General features: G+C 43.5%; 14 protein-coding genes. 12 read left to right on the top strand and 2 right to left on the bottom strand.

Annotation, left to right across the window (positions count from 1 at the left end; translation table 11 throughout):
* The first annotated feature begins 30 nt into the window (after positions 1-30).
* The 10 genes from B3F51_RS12465 (at position 31) to galE (ending at position 10,881) form a co-directional block, all read left to right on the top strand.
* A complete protein-coding gene (locus B3F51_RS12465; protein WP_148638712.1) occupies positions 31-1,197 on the top strand; it encodes a TraB/GumN family protein in 1,167 nt (388 codons plus the stop codon).
* Positions 1,198-1,314: 117 nt separating this feature from the next.
* Positions 1,315-2,145 (top strand): transporter substrate-binding domain-containing protein, encoded by an 831-nt coding sequence (locus B3F51_RS12460; protein ID WP_070370537.1) that lies wholly within the window; start codon positions 1,315-1,317, stop codon positions 2,143-2,145.
* 296 nt (positions 2,146-2,441) lie between these two features.
* Positions 2,442-3,104: an amino acid ABC transporter permease gene (locus B3F51_RS12455; protein WP_286947397.1), complete on the top strand. Its 663-nt coding sequence runs from the start codon at positions 2,442-2,444 to the stop codon at positions 3,102-3,104.
* Positions 3,105-3,113: 9 nt separating this feature from the next.
* Positions 3,114-3,872: an amino acid ABC transporter ATP-binding protein gene (locus B3F51_RS12450; RefSeq protein ID WP_276496012.1), complete on the top strand. Its 759-nt coding sequence runs from the start codon at positions 3,114-3,116 to the stop codon at positions 3,870-3,872.
* Between the two features lie 98 nt (positions 3,873-3,970).
* On the top strand, positions 3,971-4,822 hold the full coding sequence (hisJ, locus tag B3F51_RS12445) for a histidinol-phosphatase HisJ (RefSeq protein ID WP_286947394.1): 852 nt from the start codon (positions 3,971-3,973) through the stop codon (positions 4,820-4,822).
* Position 4,823: 1 nt separating this feature from the next.
* The gene (locus tag B3F51_RS12440; RefSeq protein ID WP_286947392.1) at positions 4,824-5,402 is read left to right on the top strand and encodes a helix-hairpin-helix domain-containing protein; all 579 of its coding nucleotides are present in this window, start codon (positions 4,824-4,826) and stop codon (positions 5,400-5,402) included.
* Positions 5,403-5,521: 119 nt separating this feature from the next.
* On the top strand, positions 5,522-6,163 hold the full coding sequence (locus B3F51_RS12435) for a helix-turn-helix transcriptional regulator (RefSeq protein WP_084633531.1): 642 nt from the start codon (positions 5,522-5,524) through the stop codon (positions 6,161-6,163).
* A 9-nt stretch (positions 6,164-6,172) separates the two neighbouring features.
* Positions 6,173-6,976, top strand: a complete 804-nt coding sequence (locus B3F51_RS12430) for a pyruvate, water dikinase regulatory protein (protein WP_243134864.1) — start codon at positions 6,173-6,175, stop codon at positions 6,974-6,976.
* Positions 6,977-6,981: 5 nt separating this feature from the next.
* Positions 6,982-9,627: a pyruvate, phosphate dikinase gene (gene ppdK, locus B3F51_RS12425; protein ID WP_148638706.1), complete on the top strand. Its 2,646-nt coding sequence runs from the start codon at positions 6,982-6,984 to the stop codon at positions 9,625-9,627.
* A 264-nt stretch (positions 9,628-9,891) separates the two neighbouring features.
* Positions 9,892-10,881: a UDP-glucose 4-epimerase GalE gene (gene galE, locus B3F51_RS12420; protein ID WP_286947389.1), complete on the top strand. Its 990-nt coding sequence runs from the start codon at positions 9,892-9,894 to the stop codon at positions 10,879-10,881.
* Between the two features lie 35 nt (positions 10,882-10,916).
* On the opposite strand, the gene B3F51_RS12415 is transcribed toward galE, so the two are convergent.
* Both B3F51_RS12415 and B3F51_RS12410 read right to left on the bottom strand, forming a co-directional pair.
* A complete protein-coding gene (locus B3F51_RS12415) occupies positions 10,917-11,144 on the bottom strand; it encodes a rhodanese-like domain-containing protein (protein WP_243134867.1) in 228 nt (75 codons plus the stop codon).
* A 35-nt stretch (positions 11,145-11,179) separates the two neighbouring features.
* Positions 11,180-12,556 carry an FAD-dependent oxidoreductase gene (locus B3F51_RS12410; RefSeq protein WP_250933202.1) on the bottom strand — a complete coding sequence of 459 codons (1,377 nt, stop codon included), beginning with the start codon at positions 12,554-12,556 and terminating at the stop codon, positions 11,180-11,182.
* A 349-nt stretch (positions 12,557-12,905) separates the two neighbouring features.
* On the opposite strand from B3F51_RS12410, the gene B3F51_RS12405 reads away from it, so the two are divergent.
* Both B3F51_RS12405 and B3F51_RS12400 read left to right on the top strand, forming a co-directional pair.
* Positions 12,906-13,634, top strand: a complete 729-nt coding sequence (locus B3F51_RS12405) for an ABC transporter ATP-binding protein (protein ID WP_250933200.1) — start codon at positions 12,906-12,908, stop codon at positions 13,632-13,634.
* 3 nt (positions 13,635-13,637) lie between these two features.
* The gene (locus B3F51_RS12400) at positions 13,638-14,558 is read left to right on the top strand and encodes a SufB/SufD family protein (RefSeq protein WP_070370547.1); all 921 of its coding nucleotides are present in this window, start codon (positions 13,638-13,640) and stop codon (positions 14,556-14,558) included.
* Positions 14,559-14,656 lie beyond the last annotated feature (98 nt).

Below are 14,656 nucleotides of genomic sequence, written 5' to 3'. Positions count from 1 at the left end.
TTTCTATTGAGCCTGAAGAAAGGAAGTTCATTGGAATCAAATATTACACGGCTTAATTATCATGGCAAAGAATTGATTTTGATTGGGACGGCTCATGTTTCCAAAAACAGCGTCGATGAGGTTCGGGAAACCATAAAAAACGAACAGCCGGATTCCATCTGCATTGAACTGGATCAGCAGCGCTACGAGGCCATTAACCAGAAAGACAAATGGTCCAATACGGACTTGGTTCAGATCATCAAAAGCAAACGGGCGGGTTTTATGTTTGTCAATATTCTGTTGTCCAACTACCAGCGTAAGCTGGCCGAACAATTCGGAATTGAATCCGGCCAGGAAATGATGGAAGGAATTGCTTGTGCTAAAGAGTACGGAGCGGAGCTGGTACTGGCTGATCGCAGCATCCAGATTACTTTTAACCGAATCTGGCGGGGCTGCAGTTTATGGGAGAAGGTCAAGGTGCTGTTCTCGATTATTCTCAGTGTGGTGGATGATGAAGAAATTACTGAAGAAGATCTCGAAAACCTGAAATCCGATGATATGTTGACGGCCGCACTGTCAGAAATGGGTTCGGCTTTTAAAGGCGTCAAAAAATATCTGGTCGACGAGCGGGATCAGTATTTAGCCTATAAAATCAAGCATGCTCCGGGACATAAGGTTGTAGCCGTGCTGGGAGCGGCTCACGTGCCGGGGATCAAAGAAGAAATTTTTAAAGACCAGAATATTGCCGAGCTGGAGGTGATCCCACCGAAATCCAATGTTGGCAAGGTGATTGGTTGGATGATCCCGATTATTTTGCTGGCGCTGATTGTGGTAACCTTTATTGCCAGTCCCAGCTCGGGATGGGAGCAAGCTAAAAACTGGATTCTCTGGACTGGTCTGCTGGCAGCGTTGGGCACCCTGCTGGCAGGTGGGCATATTCTATCGGTATTGACAGCTTTTGTAGCGGCTCCAATTACGACCCTGCATCCATTACTGGCAGCAGGATGGTTTGCCGGCATGACCGAAGCGCATTTCCGTAAGCCCAAAGTGGAAGATTTTGAATCCTTGCCTAAAGACTTGGGTAGTATCAAAGGCCTCTGGCGCAATAAGGTGACTAAGGTGCTGATGGTCGTGGTATTTGCCAATCTGGGAAGCAGTATTGGCACCTGGCTGGGTGGGCTTAACATTATTGGGATTTTTATTAATACCTTTTCCTGAGAAGTGAATAATGCTTCCTGCAGGACGTTTAAATATGCATCAGCTTTCAAAAAAACTTGTTAATGTTTACAAAATAATATATAATTAACACCATTAGGAATTTAGAAAGGAGAAACGATGAAAAGAAAATTATTAGGTTTATCACTGGTTGTTTTATTGTTATCAGCATTGATGCTGACTGGTTGTTCTTCCGGAGGATCAAAAACATCAGAAGATGCATTAGCCGATGGCGTGTTAAGTATCGGTGTGGATGATACCTACCTGCCAATGGAATTCAGAGATGATCAAAACGAACTGGTTGGTTTTGATATTGACTTTGCCAACGCTTTAGCTGAAGAATTGGGGGTCAAAGCGGAATTCCAGACAGTAGCCTGGGATGGTATTTTCAACGGCTTAAATGCGAAACAATACGATGCCATCATTTCCAGCACCAGTATAACACCTGAACGTCTTGAAGGTTTCAGTATGTCTGACCCTTACGTTGCCAACGGGATTGTAATTGTTTCACGAAAAGATGCAACCCCAGTTAAAACATTCAAAGAACTTGAAGGAAAAACTTTAGGCGCTCAGATTGAAACCACAGCTGATATCGCAGCCGAAAAATTAAAGGTTGAAGAAGGCGTCAATGTTGAAATCAAAAAATTTGATGGAATGCTGGATGCATTTGCAGCCCTTCAAGGTAAACAAATCGATAACGTCATCACCGATGTCGGGGTCGCCATGTACTACGTAGCTCAGAATCCTGATCTCTATGTTGTCAGCTCAGACGTTTTAACCAATGAGCCGATTGGGATTACTTCCCGTTTAGCGGACACGGCGACAACCGAAAAGTATAATGAAGCCATTAAAGCTTTGCAGGAAAGTGGCAAAATGTCAGAAATTTCAATGAAGTGGTTTGGTCAGGATATGACAAAAGATATTGACACTGAACTGGTAGTCATTGAATAGGATTATCAATAATTGAATAAATAAATGGAATAGGACTTGGTACAGTTGCTGTGACAAGTCCTGTTCATATGTTTATAGACAGCAGCGTACTGGTAAATGTCTCAAACTTGGCCAGTCTGTATGTGTCAATATATACCTGAGCAAATTTTCGTGAGGGTTGTAGACAAAGTAATTAAGGAGTTAATGTCTTTTTCTGTGATGCGGTATTATGAAGCGTCATCCGAGGTGAAAAAGGCTTTGTCTGCAGTCTGACATGGATCACTGTTCAAATTTTTTATGACGAAGGGAAGATCAACGTGTTAACTGAAATCCAATTATGGGCAATTTTAAATGGAACCATTGTTACGCTTCAGATCGCAATTGTAGCAATTGTGTTTGGGGCGGTTTTTGGCGTAGTTGTTGCTCTTGGGAGACTCTCGAAAAATAAAGTAGCCAATGCGCTATCGTGGTTCTATATCTGGTTTTTTAGAGGTACTCCATTATTGCTCCAATTATTCATGATTTTTTATGCCATCCCGATTATTTATCTGGATGCAACCGGCATTACATTTGAAATTAATCCGATGATTGCTGCGTTTGTGGCATTCTCTTTAAACGCCACAGCCTATCTGGCCGAAATCATTCGGGCAGCCATCGAATCCATTGATGGTGGGCAAATGGAAGCGGCTAAAGCCCTGGGGATGAGTTATCGCCAGGCGATGACAAAAATTATTATCCCCCAAACCTATAAACGGCTGGTTGCTCCTTTGGGTAACGAGCTGATTATGCTGTTAAAAGATACGTCACTGGTATCGACCATTGCATTATTTGATTTGCTGAGAACCACCAAAACAATGGCGAGTGCGACCGGATCGTGGATTTATTACATTTATGCCGCCGCCATCTATCTGTTCTTAACAACAATTATTCAGGTTGTATTTGATAAGATGGAAAAGAAACTGGGAATTTACGAAAGATAGGGAAAAAATATGAGTATGGTAAAATTAGTGAACGTACGAAAATCTTTTGGCGATTTGGAAGTACTCAAGGGTGTTAATCTTGAGGTTCAACAAGGCGAGGTTGTCTGCATAATCGGTGCCAGCGGCTCAGGGAAAAGCACCATGTTACGTTGTCTTAATCACCTGGAACGGATCTCTGACGGAGAAATTTACATTGAAGATGTATTGTCCGATAAACGGGCCAACAATAAAGATCTGATGAAGATTGACCCGGTAACCGTGCAGTCCTTGTGCACCGATTTGGGCATGGTTTTTCAAAATTTCAATCTCTTTCCTCATTTGACGGTACTGGACAATGTGACTATTGCTCCTCTGATTGTCAAGAAAGAGGATAAAAAAGTAGCTGAAACCAGAGCCCTGGATTTATTAAGTATGGTTGGTCTCTTTGAAAAGAAAGATGAGTACCCATCCCGTTTATCCGGTGGTCAACAACAGCGGGTTGCTATTGCCAGAGCTTTGGCCATGGATCCCAAAATTATGATGTTTGACGAACCAACCTCAGCGCTGGACCCTGAACTGGTTGGCGAAGTTCTGGCAACCATGCGGCAATTGGCTGAAAAAGGGATGACAATGCTGATTGTTACCCATGAAATTGGTTTCGCCCGGGAAGTAGCCGATCGGGTTATTTTCATGGATGGAGGGGTCATCTGCGAAGAAGGCACCCCGGAAGAAGTACTGCTTAATCCTAAAGAAGAGCGAACAAAAAGCTTTCTTAATAAAATTCTATAAACAAATTAAAAAATTGTCGATTCGACAATTTTTTTTTATTTGCTTTACACTACATGTCATGATACAATCATCACATGCAAACTTTTGGAGGGATCAAAATGTTACTGGCAAATTATCATGTTCATTCAGATTATTGCGATGGCAAAAATACCCTTGAAGAAATGGTGAAGGCCGGAATAGCGGCAGGACTTATAAGTATGGGTCTGTCCAGCCATTTCCCCTTACCTTTTGCAAATGACTGGACAATGAAGGAAGAAAATGTCGAAGCTTATCTTAATGATATTAACGATCTGAAAACAAGGTATGCATCACAAATTGAACTTTACTGTGGTATGGAAATTGATTTCTTTATCGATCGTCAGGATATCAGTGATCTGGCTAAAGTGGTTAGGCCCCAGCTGGATTATACGATTATGTCGATTCATGCCATGGGAATAACCACTGGCGATGCGGTATCCTATATTGATGAATCCCCGCAGGACTTTGAAAAAGGCCTAAAAAAATACTATCGGGGTGACACCCGGAAATTTATTAAGGATTACTACCAAAGTATCGAGATCATGGCAAAAACATTTGAACCGGAGATTCTGGGACATATTGATTTAATCAAGAAATATAATCAGAATAATTATTTTTTTGATGAAAATGAGGACTGGTATCAGGAAACAGTATGCGTGTGTCTGGATGGTATCGCAGAAACATCGACCCGGATGGAAATTAACACCGGTGCAAATATGCGGACACCCGGAGTGGGACGTTACCCTTCTGATTGGATGATACCGGAGATGAAAAAACGAAATATTCCGATCACAGTCGGTGGCGATAGCCATTCAGTTGAGGGAATTGTCTATGAATATAACCAGGCAGAAAAATATTTAGCAGAATGTGGCTATCGTGAATATTGGGTACTGAAAAAAGGCCGATGGGAAGCACAGCCTCTGGGAGTGTAGTATGGATAAGCTTGATCGCAATAAAATCCTGTACACTCTCATCGTGCTTGTTTTTTTGGGCGTTTTTTGGGGTTGGTATCATTTTAAAGAAAGTAGTGACACTGCAATCAGCATTTCCGATGCCACTGCATTAGAAAATGGCGCAGACGAAAACAACCAGTCGGATCAGGGGCAAATGATGGTTCATATTACCGGGGCAGTGAAACAGCCGGGTGTTGTTTCTTTAAAACCCGAAGCCCGGTTGATTGAGGCCATTGAGCTGGTGGGTGGTTTAACAGAGACGGCTGATGTGGATTCGCTGAATCTGGCCAGAAAAATTCAGGATGAAGAGAAGATTCACATTCCTGCTATGGGCGAGGTATCAGCAACAGCGGTGTCCAGCGAGAATGATAAAGTAAACATTAATACTGCCAGTCTGGAAGAATTAAAGAGCTTGCCTGGCGTCGGTGATGTGATTGCCCAAGGGATCATTGATTACCGGGAAAAAAATGGTGGATTTAAGCAATTGGAAGAATTGAAGAATGTCACCCGAATCGGTGATAAAGTTTTTGAGGGATTAGCTGAATCAATTGTGATATGAAAAAGGTTACATGCAAACATAATGATAAAAAGTTATCACTAGAGATCAAATAATTATTTTATATGTTTACAATATAAAGATATGTGTTATACTTAATAAAACAATGAAAGGGGTTGGAAATGGAGTTATCAAATCGACAGAAAGAAATAATCGAGATTGTCAAAGAAAAGCAACCCGTGAAAAGCAATGAGATTTCGGAGCTGCTTAATATCAACCGGGCGACGATTCGGCCGGATCTTAAAATACTCACTATGATGGGTATTTTAGAAGCAAAACGAAAAGTCGGCTATTATTATACGGGGCGATCATTGCTTCACATTTTGGGGAGCTATATCAAAACCATTAACGTCATGGACATTCAAACCGAGCCAACAGTGGTTGAGGAAACCTCATCCATCTATGATGGCATTATTACGATGTTCACAAAAAATGCCGGAACCTTATATGTAGTCGACGGAAAGTACCTTTCCGGGATTGTCTCCCGTAAGGATTTTATTAAAGCCATGATTGGAAGAAAAGAGGTAGAGTCGCTGCCGATTCCGATGATCATGACCCGAATGCCCAATATTATTTATCTGGAACCAACGGAATCTGTCTATGACGCTGCTTATAAAACGATGTTTTATGAGGTGGAATCGCTGCCCATTGTCACTAAAGAAATAGATGAAAAGGGTGTTCAGCGGTTGGTGCTGATTGGTAAGGTGTCACGAACAAATATTACCCGCTATGTGGTAAACATGGGGAAAAGTGTTGAAGAATGAGGTTGAATCTTGAAAAGCATAGTAATATTCGTTGTTTCCGATACGCCTACCGAAATTGGTGAGCTGCTGGTAAAAGCAGGTACAAGTGTATTTGAAAACTCCATCCGGGAAGTGCGTTTTCATCCCTTTGTGGATGATAAGCTGAGTATTGACTACCTGTTGGATTTGGCAAAACAGGAAAATGGGTTGGTGGTGTATCGCTTTGCTTCAATCGAATTAAAGCATCATATGGAAACCGAATCCCAAATAAAGGGGGTACCCATTTACGATGTGATGGGCTCGCTGATGGAGACGCTGAGAAGCATCACCGGAGAAGAACCGGTCAGGAACCTCAAATCCAGCCTGGAGCTGGATGCCCACTATATGAAAAAAATCGAGGCCATCGAATTTGCGGTGAAATACGATGATGGTAAAAACACCTCCGGTCTGGATCAGGCGGATATTATTTTGATTGGCGTTTCAAGAACTTCTAAGACACCAATCAGTATTTATTTGGCCAACAATAATTACAAGGTAGCCAATATTCCGCTAATGCCAGAAGTTGAACCGCCAAAAGAATTATTTGAAATACCAAAACATAAAATATTTGGGCTGATTCTGGATCCTAACCATCTGGTCAGTATCCGCTCAGAAAGAATCAGGGCCATGGGGCTCACCGGAACATCAAATTATGGAAGTTACGAAAGAGTGATGTTGGAGTTAGAAAAAGCACAACAGCTTTTCGATAAATTGGAGTGTACAGTCATTGACGTCACATCAAAAGCAATTGAAGAAATTGCAGCGATCATACTTGCAAATATAATCAGGAGGTAGAGGAAATGTCAAAAAAATGGGTTTATTTGTTTAAAGAAGGTAATGCAAACATGAAGGAACTGCTGGGGGGGAAGGGTGCTAACCTTGCAGAAATGACAAACATCGGTTTACCAGTTCCCGGGGGCTTTACCGTAACCACCGAGGCCTGCACTGAATATTATAATCAGGACAAAAAACTTTCTGACGAAATTGTCGGTCAGATCAATGAATACATGAGTATTCTGGAAAAAGAATGTGAAAAAGAATTTGGTAATGCAGATAATCCACTGTTGGTTTCAGTTCGTTCAGGTGCCAAGTTTTCAATGCCAGGAATGATGGATACCATCTTAAATCTCGGCCTTAATGACGAAACCGTGGCCGGTATTGCCAAAGCAACGGATAACGAACGGTTTGCCTTTGACAGCTACCGCCGCTTTATTCAAATGTTTGGTGATGTGGTCCAGGAAATCGGTAAAGAAAAATTTGACCACGTACTGGAAGCCGCCAAAGAAAAAAATGGTTATAAAGACGATACCGAATTGACTGCTGATGATCTTAAAGAAATCGTTGTTGCTTATAAAAAAATTGTTAAAGATGAAACTGGTGAAGATTTCCCGTTAGATCCCAAAGAACAATTATTAATGGCGATCGAAGCGGTATTCAGATCATGGAATAACAATCGGGCCATCAGCTACCGAAACATGAATGATATTCCCCACGACATTGGCACCGCTGTTAATGTTCAGTCGATGGTGTATGGAAACATGGGCAATGATTGCGGGACTGGCGTCGCCTTTACCCGAAATCCTGCAACCGGACAGAAAAAACTATTTGGTGAATTCCTGATTAACGCTCAGGGAGAAGACGTGGTGGCAGGAATCCGAACTCCTAAAGATATTAATGAGTTGCAGGATATTATGCCGGAGGTTTTCAAACAATTCCATGAAACCGCCGAATTATTGGAGAAACATTATAAAGACATGCAGGATATTGAGTTCACTATTGAAAAAAGCAAACTCTTTATGCTGCAAACCCGAACCGGAAAACGAACTGCCGCTGCGGCTATCTGTGCCGCCGTGGAAATGGTCGAAGAAGGGCTGATCACCAAAGAAGAAGCCATTTTGCGACTGGATCCGATTGCCCTGGATCAGCTGTTGCACCCAACCTTTGAAGCAGCTGCACTATCAGCAGCCGAATTGCTGGCTACCGGTCTGCCGGCTTCACCAGGTGCCGCCACCGGTAAAATTTATTTTACGGCCGAAGCAGTTTGTACTGCCGTTGCCAATGGCGAAGAAACACTGCTGGTCAGAAAGGAAACATCCCCAGAAGATATTGAAGGCATGTATGCTGCCAACGGGATTTTAACCGCTCGTGGTGGCATGACCTCTCATGCGGCAGTTGTTGCCCGGGGGATGGGAAAATGCTGTGTAGCTGGATGCGAATCCATCAAGGTGGATGAAGCCGCCAAACAATTCACTGTTGGCAATCAGATTTTCAAAGAAGGAGATTACATCTCATTAAACGGAAGCACCGGTAGTGTTTACAAGGGTGGCATCAAAACCGTTACCCCTGAGTTGTCAGGACATTTTGGCCAGATCATGGCCTGGTCGGATGAATTCCGAACCCTGAAAGTTCGAACCAATGCCGACACCCCCAAGGATGCCTCTGTTGCGGTTCGTTTTGGTGCCGAAGGTATTGGCCTCTGTCGTACGGAGCACATGTTCTTTGATGAACATCGGCTACCTAGCGTCCGACGAATGATTCTCTCCGAATCAAAAGAACAGCGGGAAAAAGCCCTGGCGGAAATTCTGCCAATGCAAAAAGAAGATTTTATTGGCATCTACAAAGCCATGGAAGGTCGACCGGTGACCGTGCGTCTGCTTGACCCACCACTGCACGAATTCCTACCCAAAGAAACCAAAGACGTCGAAGCTTTGGCTGCCGATATGGGCTTTGACGTGGAAGATATGATCACCATCATTCAGGGTTTGGAAGAATTCAACCCGATGCTCGGTCACCGTGGGTGTCGTCTGGCGATTACCTATCCGGAAATTGCTGAAATGCAAACCCGGGCGATAATGGAAGCGGCCATTGAAGTCAAAGAAAAAGATGGCTTTAATGTAATCCCGGAAATCATGATTCCTTTAATTGGTATTAACGAAGAGTTAACCTACCTGGAAAAGGTAGTCAGAAACACAGCGGAACTCATTAAAACCGAAAAAAAATCAGATATCGAATACCTGGTGGGAACGATGATGGAAATTCCCCGGGCTACCCTGATTGCTGATCAGATTGCCGAAACTGCGGAATTCTTCTCATTTGGAACCAACGACCTGACTCAAATGACCTACGGTTTCTCCCGGGATGATGCCGGTAAATTTATTACCGATTATAAAGACAAAGGCATTCTGCCCAATGACCCCTTCCAGAGCATTGATGTCGAAGGTGTTGGCAAACTGGTCGAAATGGGTGTGACCCTGGGCCGTAAAACCAAACCTGACTTGAAAATCGGTGTTTGTGGCGAACACGGCGGCGATCCCAAATCGATTTTCTTCTTCCACAGTGTGGGACTGAGCTATGTTTCCTGCTCACCATTTAGGGTGCCAATCGCCCGCCTGGCAGCAGCTCAGGCAGCATTAAGCAACAATAAAAGTGCCTTTACTGACAAATAAACGATTATGAAACCCTTCGGGGTTTCTCAGACTGTCAAAAAAGCCAACCCAGTACCGACAATTGTTACATCATGTTGTACGCATCGGAGCGGACAACGGCAGAGCCTGTCCGATTCCGCAGCGAACAACAGATTAACAATTGGTCGGTACGGTAGTATATCGGCAACTCCAGAAACCCTTCGGGGTTTCTTTTTTTTAGAAAAAGTTCTATAATAAAGAGAAATCGACAAATACAACAATGAATAATAGAAATAGAGGAACACGATGAAAATTTTAGTTTGTGGCGGGGCCGGTTATATTGGATCACATGTGGTCAGGGTGCTGGTGGAGCGGGGGTATCAGGTAGTGGTACTGGATAACTTCTCAACCGGGCATCTGGGAGCGGTACCGAAAGAGGCAGTAATTGAAGAAGGCGATATCCGGGATCGGGTCTTTCTTGGGCAGGTCTTTCAGGCTCATCCGATTGACTGCGTGATGCATTTTTGTGCCAACTCGCTGGTGGGTGAGTCGATGGTAGAGCCGCTCAAATATTATCACAATAATGTCTATGGCACCCTCTGTCTGCTGGAAACCATGGTCGAACAGGAGGTCAAACGGTTTGTTTTTTCATCAACTGCGGCTGTGTATGGTGAACCGGAGCAGAGCCCGATTACCGAGAACAGCACTAAAAAGCCCACCAATACCTATGGTGAGACAAAACTGGCAGTCGAAAAAATGCTGCCGTGGTTGGATCATGCCCATGGCTTAAAATCGATGACCTTCCGTTATTTTAATGCCGCTGGTGCTCATCCCAGCGGGGAGATTGGGGAAGATCACAACCCCGAAACCCATTTGCTGCCGCTGATTTTAAAAACAGCCCTGGGCCAGCGGGATAAAATCAGCATTTTCGGAGAAGACTATCCCACCCCTGATGGTAGCTGCATCCGGGATTATATTCATGTTATGGATATCGCTGCCGCTCATATTTTAGGGATGGAAAAACTACTGGCTGGTGGCGAAAGTAATATTTATAATTTAGGTGATGGTAAAGGGTTTTCCGTCAAAGAAGTGATTGCCAGAACCAGGGCCATCACCGGAGAAGCCTTTGCAGTGGAGATTGCAGACAGACGAGCCGGCGATCCAGTTGAGCTGATTGCCTCATCAGAAAAAGCCCACCAGGAGTTGGGCTGGAAACCGGCGCATTCTGATTTGGACACGATTATAAAAACAGCCTGGAAATGGCATCAAAACCATCCCCAGGGCTATGGCGAATAAAGCGCTGTTAAAAAATCAGCATGCTTAAAGATTGATCACTCTTCATTGGTGGCATCATAAAACTGAAAACCTCCAGAAAGATTAAATACATTTTTAAAGCCGTGGTTAAGTAAGATGTTCTGGGTTGCATTACCGGTGACACCCTTATTACAATAAGTGATCACTGGACGGTTCTGATTAAACAGCGTCAGTTTGCGGCGCAGATCCTGATGGGGAATGTTCTGCGCTTTTGGCAGATGATCGGTAGTATAGTGTTCAGTTATTCGAGTATCAACGATTTGATAAGTTTCCCCATTATTCAGTTTTTTTTTAAGTCGGCGGGGGTGATCAGTTTTCGTCCATTGTTCAGGGCATTATCCAGAATCATCCCGGTATAATGGATCGGATCCTTGGTGGTGGAAAATGGTGGCGCATAGCCGAGATCCAGATCAAAGAATTCAGCCACGGTGGCCCCATAGGTAATCAGGGTGACAAAAACATCCAGGCGTTTGTCAACTCCTTCGTAGCCGATGATCTGTACGCCTAAGAGTTTTTGGGTGGCCCGATCAGCGATAGCCTTGATCAGCATTTCCCGACCACCATAATAACCTGGTTTGTCGGGCTTGATATTATGGACAATTTCGACATCATAACCTTCCTTAAGGGCTTCTGCTTCGGATAAGCCGGTGCTGCCGATGCTGATATCAAAGACCTTAAAAATGCCGGTGCTTAAGTTACCCGGATAAATCACATTGCCGCCAGTGATATTATCGCCGCAGATCCGCCCGGTTTTATTGGCAGTTGAGCCCAGGGGGCGGTAATGGGGCTTTTTAGTGACCGATGACCAGGTTTCAATACAGTCGCCACAGGCATAAATATCGGTATCAATGGTCATCATCCGTTCATCAACCCGTAGGGCTCCGGTAACACCCAGCAATAAGCCAGCTTCCCGGGCCAGGCTAACATTGGGCTTAACTCCGGTGGCGACAATAATCATCTCACCAGGAACTAGGCTGCCATCTTCGAGAATCACGCCCTGAGCGGTGGCTTCAACCACATTGGCATTTTTCAGGATGGGAATGGCTTTTTGTTTGAGCAACTTTTCCAGATATTGAGACATATCCTCGTCAAGGTTAGGAGTCAGTTTACCGGCCCGTTCCACCAGGGTTACCTGAATGCCGCAGGCTATCAGATTTTCCATCACCTCAAAACCAATAAAGCCGGTACCCACTACCACCGCTGTTTGGGGCTTATGGTTGTTCATAAAGGTTTTGATTTTCAGGGCATCCTGGACATTGCGGAGGAAAAAAACATTGTCCAGTTCAATTCCTTTGATCGGAGGGACAAAAGCCTGGGCGCCGGTACTGATTATCAATTTATCGTAGCGATCTTCGAAAATGGCTCCCGTTTCCAGATTTTTTATAATAACATTTTTATCGCAAATATTAATTTTTAAGACCTCATGGCGGATATGGACATCAATATTGTATTTGGTCTTAAAAAATTCGGGTGTTCGAGGGGTCAATTCCATGATTGATGCGACTTTACCGCCAATAAAATAAGGAAGTCCACATCCGGAATAGGAAATGTCCTGATCTTTTTCATAGATAACTATTTCGGCCGAATCATCATTTCGCCGGGCTTTGGCTGCCGCCGAGGTTCCTCCGGCAACCGCACCGATGACTATAATTTTCATGAGTTTCTCCTTTATTTTAAATCAGTGTCGCTATTCATTCAGTAAGAAAATAACGATTTGTAAATACTATTATCTACATTATAGTCAATCAATGAGGCAAAAGCAATGCTGATTTGGGGAATCCGCTTGTGAATAACAGTAACAAAACCAGCATTTAGGGTAAATTCTGGCTACACGGTCGACAGTGAAAATTTACCCCATGAAATCAGTTTCAAAGAATACAAAAAGTGATAAAATAGTGAAGCTGATAAAATTAAATTATCATCAGTGATCCGGATTACAAGCTGGAAAAAATTTGATATAATGAAAACAGTAATAAAACTTTGAAAAGAACAGATGAGGAGAAAAAATGTTAAAACTCGAAAACATTTCATTTGAAGTTGAAAATGAAAAAGAAATTTTAAAAGATGTCAATTTAACCATCGAAAAAGGTAAATTTATCGCTATCACCGGACCAAATGGTGGGGGCAAATCAACGCTGGCTCGAATTATTTCCGGGGTCTTAAAACCGACCAAAGGTAAAATTACTTTTTACGGTGAAGATATAACCGATTTGTCGATCACAGAACGGGCCCAAAGAGGGATCAGCTTTGGTTTTCAACAGCCGGTGCGCTTTAAAGGGATCACCGTTCATGATCTGATTAATATTGCCAAGGGTGAGGAGCTATCGGTAATGGATGCCAGCCATTTCTTGTCGGAGGTTGGCCTCTGCGCCAAGGATTATATCCATCGGGAGCTCAATGATGGTTTATCCGGCGGGGAAATCAAACGGATTGAAATTGCCACCATCATTGCCCGCAATACCAAGCTGTCTATTTTTGATGAGCCGGAAGCTGGTATCGATTTATGGAGCTTTAATCACCTTATAGATATTTTTCTAAAAATGCATCAGAGTCAGGAAAACTCCATCGTGATCATCTCCCATCAGGAGCGTATTTTAGATGTAGCCGATGAAATCATCGCCATGGTTGACGGTGCCATTGTCAAGCGCGGTGCTAAAGAAAGTGTGTTGCCGGAGCTTTTGCATTGTGAAGATCCCAAAAACTGTTTGAATTGTCATGATATATTGGAGGCATAAGTAATGAACGACATTGCAAAAAAATTATTAAAAGAAGTCAGCGGCTTGGATGAAATGCCCAAAGGTGCTTATAATATCCGGGAAAACAGCAAAAGTGTGGCTAGGCAGTCCAGCGAAAACATAGAGATTGTCAGCAAAGAAGATAAATCCGGCATTGATATTATTGTCAAGCCCGACACCAAATCCGAAAACGTCTTTATCCCGGCCCTGGTATCCTGTAGCGGGGTTCATGACCTGGTTTATAATGATTTCTTTATTGGCGAAAACGCTGATATCACCATTATTGCTGGCTGTGGTGTCAGCACTGGGGATAGCTGTGATGGCTCGGAGCATAACGGGATTCATCGGTTCTTTCTGGGAAAAAATTCGAAAGTCCGCTATGTTGAAAAACACATTGGTGAGGGAACCGGTACCGGTAAAAGGGTCATCGATCCGGTAACCGAGGTGATTCAGGAAGAGGGCAGCTACATGGAAATGGAAACAACCCAGATCAAAGGGGTTGATTCCACCCGCCGCTTTACCACCGCCAAACTTAAAGATGGGGCCAAACTGGTAATCAAAGAAAAACTGATGACCCATGGCGAGCAATTTGCTGAGTCTAAGTTTGAAGTGGATATGGATGGTGAAGATTCCAGTGTTAATCTGATTTCCCGTTCCGTCGCCCGGGATTATTCGACACAGACATTTTTGTCAAAAATTAATGGCAACACCCGTTGCATGGGTCATTCCGAGTGTGATGCAATCATTATGGATCATGGTGTGGTTCGAGCAGTACCGGAAATTACCGCCAATAGTCTGGATGCGACCCTGATTCATGAGGCTGCTATTGGCAAAATTGCCGGCGATCAGATGATTAAGCTGATGACTTTAGGCCTAACCGAAGGGGAAGCAGAAGCGAAAATTATTGATGGTTTTTTAAATTAATTTATACCGATTAGGTGAACCTCTGATTGATGGCATCAGAGGTTCATTTTTATCCGATCTTAAACATGCTGAATATACACGCATCAATCGGGTAATAA

The organism is Acetobacterium sp. UBA5834, assembly GCF_002435675.1.
GTDB lineage: Bacteria > Bacillota > Clostridia > Eubacteriales > Eubacteriaceae > Acetobacterium > Acetobacterium wieringae.
Note: the sequence above shows the minus strand (reverse complement) of the source record. Positions and strands in the feature narration are given on the sequence as shown.

Excerpts from the sequence above, each read along its gene's own strand:
- B3F51_RS12460 (WP_070370537.1), top strand. The coding sequence starts at position 1,315 with ATGAAAAGAAAATTATTAGGTTTATCACTGGTTGTTTTATTGTTATCA.
- B3F51_RS12450 (WP_276496012.1), top strand. The coding sequence starts at position 3,114 with ATGAGTATGGTAAAATTAGTGAACGTACGAAAATCTTTTGGCGATTTG.
- hisJ (WP_286947394.1), top strand. The coding sequence starts at position 3,971 with ATGTTACTGGCAAATTATCATGTTCATTCAGATTATTGCGATGGCAAA.
- B3F51_RS12440 (WP_286947392.1), top strand. The coding sequence starts at position 4,824 with ATGGATAAGCTTGATCGCAATAAAATCCTGTACACTCTCATCGTGCTT.
- B3F51_RS12435 (WP_084633531.1), top strand. The coding sequence starts at position 5,522 with ATGGAGTTATCAAATCGACAGAAAGAAATAATCGAGATTGTCAAAGAA.
- ppdK (WP_148638706.1), top strand. The coding sequence starts at position 6,982 with ATGTCAAAAAAATGGGTTTATTTGTTTAAAGAAGGTAATGCAAACATG.
- galE (WP_286947389.1), top strand. The coding sequence starts at position 9,892 with ATGAAAATTTTAGTTTGTGGCGGGGCCGGTTATATTGGATCACATGTG.
- B3F51_RS12410 (WP_250933202.1), bottom strand. The coding sequence starts at position 12,556 with ATGAAAATTATAGTCATCGGTGCGGTTGCCGGAGGAACCTCGGCGGCA.
- B3F51_RS12405 (WP_250933200.1), top strand. The coding sequence starts at position 12,906 with ATGTTAAAACTCGAAAACATTTCATTTGAAGTTGAAAATGAAAAAGAA.
- B3F51_RS12400 (WP_070370547.1), top strand. The coding sequence starts at position 13,638 with ATGAACGACATTGCAAAAAAATTATTAAAAGAAGTCAGCGGCTTGGAT.